Annotated in this window: 4 protein-coding genes; all 4 read right to left on the bottom strand. The window is 37.3% G+C overall.

What is annotated here, in order from left to right:
- Positions 1–190: 190 nt before the first annotated feature.
- On the bottom strand, positions 191–976 hold the full coding sequence (locus tag BN338_RS06735; RefSeq protein ID WP_039760317.1) for a DUF1499 domain-containing protein: 786 nt from the start codon (positions 974–976) through the stop codon (positions 191–193).
- 1016 nt (positions 977–1992) lie between these two features.
- Positions 1993–2532 (bottom strand): DUF1254 domain-containing protein, encoded by a 540-nt coding sequence (locus BN338_RS06740; protein WP_039760321.1) that lies wholly within the window; start codon positions 2530–2532, stop codon positions 1993–1995.
- Positions 2525–3121, bottom strand: a complete 597-nt coding sequence (locus BN338_RS06745; RefSeq protein ID WP_039760324.1) for a DUF1214 domain-containing protein — start codon at positions 3119–3121, stop codon at positions 2525–2527. Before BN338_RS06745 ends, BN338_RS06740 begins: the two co-directional genes overlap by 8 nt.
- 17 nt (positions 3122–3138) lie before the next feature.
- The coding region (locus BN338_RS06750; RefSeq protein ID WP_280109526.1) for a transglycosylase domain-containing protein at positions 3139–4214 on the bottom strand (1076 nt) is incomplete at its 5' end.

Below are 4214 nucleotides of genomic sequence, written 5' to 3' on the forward strand. Positions count from 1 at the left end.
GAGTTCTGTTTTTTATTTTCTATTTTCTAATCTTTTTAATTATTTCAAGCATGGGCTGTTTTGAGATTATTATCTTTGTATAAGGATTATCAGTTTATAGTTTTTGAAAAGTGATTGTTTGCTTATGTATCATGTATACTGAAAAATGGGCAATTGTTATGGACATAAAATGCCTTATCTCTCTTGGTGGTTATTCATCGTCTTGTGAGAGAGGAAGGGAAGCGATTTCCGTATCAAGAGCGTCCATAAAATCGATAATAAAAGCAGCATTGGTTCCAAAATCTCTTGGTAAATAACGAGAAGCAGAACGCATATCAACAAAGGTTGTATTACCTTCATCCGTTAAACGAATGACAATATCTGAAATAAAACCAAGGTAAAAAGTTTTAGCTCTTGTTTCAAGATAGATCTCATTTTCTTTGCCTTTGAATTCTCGTTGTGCGACAATAGGCCAATCGTAAGCTTCTAAAACATTGAGAACGGATTCGCGAATGCGTTGAGGTGAGCCATCATAACGGCGCCCCGATATTTCTGGCCATTGTGACATCTGTAATGTTTCTTGTTCAGCTAAGGTACTTTTGAGTGGCAAAGCATCATGAGGGCGTGTTGCGCGAAAAAAAGCTGGTGGGTTTTGTGTATCGGTTGAAATATCATAAAGAGCAGGTAAGGTAAACCAAAGTCCAAAAAAGAGCATCAATGGTGTCGCAGTTATTAACGAATAAACAATTCCTTTTAAAGCTTTCATTCCCCCTAGGGCGCCATAGACCCACAAACTATGAAGTGCTTTAATCGCAAGAAAAAGAGAAACAATCACACAGCAAGTAGAGATTCCTATCAAGATTATGAAGTCGCTTACGTTAAGTACGGAAAAACGTTGTAAAATGATCGAAAACAATAAAATAAAGAAGGCTAAACCACCAAATCGAGGGGACCATACCGCTGCTCTTGAAATTAACCGAACATATCTCTTCTTCATGAAGTTTTTCCCCTCAACTGTAAAATATAAGCAAAGCTTTTTCAGATGACTTATCTTACTGAAAGTTTCTGCTTATAAGACAAAAGTAAAGCACTTATTTTTGAGGTCAAGGATGCATGATGTCTCATCAATTTTCTGTGATTATTTTGGGGCTTTCATTGAAAACAATAAGCACTTCTTTAGCACTTTAATTATGTCATTGAGCGAGTTTTGTAAGAATGTTTGTCAATACATAAAAATAAGCTCGAATAACAAGTTTTTCAGTTGTTATTCGAGCTTATTTGTTTAGAAATTTACTCTTTTTCTTCTCGTTGTGGGGTGTTTTTTCTGTCGGATAAGCCTATCGAATAAAAGAACATCATTGGTTTGCCAATTCAAACGCTTTTTTTGAAGAGACATCTCTAAACGTTTTTCACACTCATGTTTCGACGGTGCTTATGAAGGATAATAACGATAAATCGATCAAACATCTCCACTTTGGCATTTATGAAGAAGAGAAACAGCAGCATCATTTTATTTGTTAACACTCAATGTTACGCAGCTCCTTGAGCACACGGTTCATAAGAGGCATTTTTATTGTACAGTTTTTATTCACACGCCACTCTCATTTGTAATATGCAAAAGACATGGTTTTAATTGATTCAACATGGGGACACGTTTGGAATGAGAAAATACTATGATATTCGGAGTGCTCATTCAACATGTATAGAAATAAACTATTATTATAAATCAATAGTGTTAATATAATATGAATGTGTGAAACAGAGATTCTATGTCTATCTCATATTGATAATCAATGGGCTGATTTTTTCTCTTTCTCTCTCTATGGTTTGTATTTTAATAGAAGATTATGTGAGAGGATTAAAAAATTTTTCTACCTCAATAAAAAATTTAAGCATCTAAAATGAGACAAATCTGAATTCGAATATTGAATGAATAGAGGAAAAAGATAACCATTTTGAAGGTTTTTGTTTCATTTTTATAAAAAGTAGATCGCTATACAAGTGAGAATATTTTTATTCATAAAATATGCGGCAAGTAGCAGATGAAAGAAAAGCTTCACTTTCTTTTTTTGCAAGGGAAGAAGGGGCAAAAACACGTAAAATGACAAACCCTTCATTCAAATTTTTAGCAACTAAAACTGAATTGGCATTTTTTTTAGGTGTTGATTTTTTGAGTTCTATTATTTGTATTGGTTTTCCAATGATAAGATCGAGTGTAGCATCAGGGACTGTTCGGTCATTAAGGCTGTAAAAAATAATTCCGTTGTGTGTGTAGGCAGCCAGTGACCAAAATTGTCGTGTTTTCAAAGCTTTTAAATGAACAGGTCCATTTTCAAGATTAAATCTGCAGACTTTAAGAAGAAAGAGTGGATCAGCAGATTGTTGAATAGGATTATCGGGAGTAAGATCAACAAATTGATAAGGGGCTCCAGACTTTTTAAGCGTTGTCCATATATTATTTTGTGCCCAAGTGGGGATCAGAAATAAAACGCAAATATGAACAATAATAGCGCCAATGATTGCAAGAAGTGCGGTATGAATAAATCTAGTCACAATTTATTTGTCCTGATGGAATTTGTTCTATTGAGGGCATCGTAAGCTTTTGTAATGCCGTTGCAGAGATGATTGAGGTATCGTATAAAGTAAGAATAAGCCCAAATTCTTTTTGACTAACTACTGCAAGCCAGTTTCCGGCTTGCGGTGTGGGTGAAATATTGATGTGCAATGAGCCATCATGCGCATACGTAATAGCGTTTGTGTGGAGTTCAAAAGGTATTTTCTTCGATGAACTATAGGGTTTAAGCGATTTATCAGCGGTATAAAGGGTAAAAAGACGGGTTTCAGGGATATAACCTTTGAGTAAATAATGACAGTGAGGATGGAGTGGACGCCCTTGGTTATCTTGCCAAATCTGAAATTGAATACCTTCAGTACGTCCGAGTGAGACGATACCTTGTTTGGCGGTGCGGGCGCGGGTATAAGGATCCATATTGGTGGTTCCCACTTGTGGGTAAGCACTCCATTTTCCAATTGTGAAGCGTCCAAAATGAGGAAAGGAACTGAGCATATAATCAACACTCAGTGTTCCACATAAAATGGAAAAAGCAAAAATAAAAAAGAAAATGGTGATGTTAAAAAACATCAGTGAATATCTTGAGTTCAAAATGTTGAGTCTCCAGTCCTTTTCAAGGAGATTGCAAAGGGTTTCTTTAGATCTTTGTTAATCAATCGCACGATATTTAATGTTTCAGGAGAAAGCGTAGAAGGTATTGGGGGGAAAGAGTCAGAATCTTCTTGGGAGGAAAGTGTTGGGGAGGGATAAGGAAGGAGAGAATTTTTAACACCATAGAGCTGTTTGAGCATGATATTTTGATGTGCTGCGAGCATAATACGATGCCATATCATAGCAGGAACTCCACCCCCAAAAGCACGATTCATTGGTGAAAAGTTATCATTTCCCATCCACACCGCTCCCGTATAATTTCCCGTAAAGCCAACAAACCAAGCATCGCGGTAGGATTGTGATGTTCCAGTTTTTCCAGCAACAAGAGTCATGGGCAGAGCAGCACGCTTACCGGATCCGCGTGTTGTGACACCCACCATCATTTGGTTCATATAAGCAGCTGATTGTCTGCTGAGAACGCGGTGTAGTTTTTTTCCGTTATGCTCGAAATTCCATACCACATGTCCATTGATTGTTCTTATTTGTGTGAATCCATGACGATTACCCGCTATCCCGCCATTCGCAAAGACATTAAAGCCAGTTGCTTGATCCATGGGGGTCATGTTGGAAGTACCAAGAACCATCGTTTTGTGTGATAAAATATGCGCATTAATCCCCATATTTTTGATGAGGTCTATGATGGGTTGGGTATCGCGGTTAAGATATTGATAGGTGAGATAAACAGGGACTGTATTAATGGAAAAGGCTAAAGCCGTTGCTAAATCAATTTTTCCCAGATAACGACCAGAATTATTTTTGGGTGTCCAACCACCCCAATTGACAGGGGCATCTAAAACGGTTGTTGAAGGGGATAGACCGTGTTCTAGAGCGGTTGCGTAAACATAAGGTTTGAATGAAGAACCAACTTGTCGTCCACCTTGGGTTGCTCTGTTAAATTGGCTTTTTTTATAGTTCAGTCCTCCAACAATGGCACGTACAGCACCGTTATTGTCGAGTATAACAGTGGCGGCTTGTGTTACGCGGTATTGTTGTCCATATTGATGTAAGTGAT

It is taken from the genome of Bartonella queenslandensis AUST/NH15 (assembly GCF_000312585.1).
In the GTDB taxonomy this organism is placed as follows: Bacteria; Pseudomonadota; Alphaproteobacteria; order Rhizobiales; family Rhizobiaceae; genus Bartonella; species Bartonella queenslandensis_A.

Excerpts from the sequence above, each read along its gene's own strand:
- BN338_RS06735 (WP_039760317.1), bottom strand. The coding sequence starts at position 976 with ATGAAGAAGAGATATGTTCGGTTAATTTCAAGAGCAGCGGTATGGTCC.
- BN338_RS06745 (WP_039760324.1), bottom strand. The coding sequence starts at position 3,121 with ATGTTTTTTAACATCACCATTTTCTTTTTTATTTTTGCTTTTTCCATT.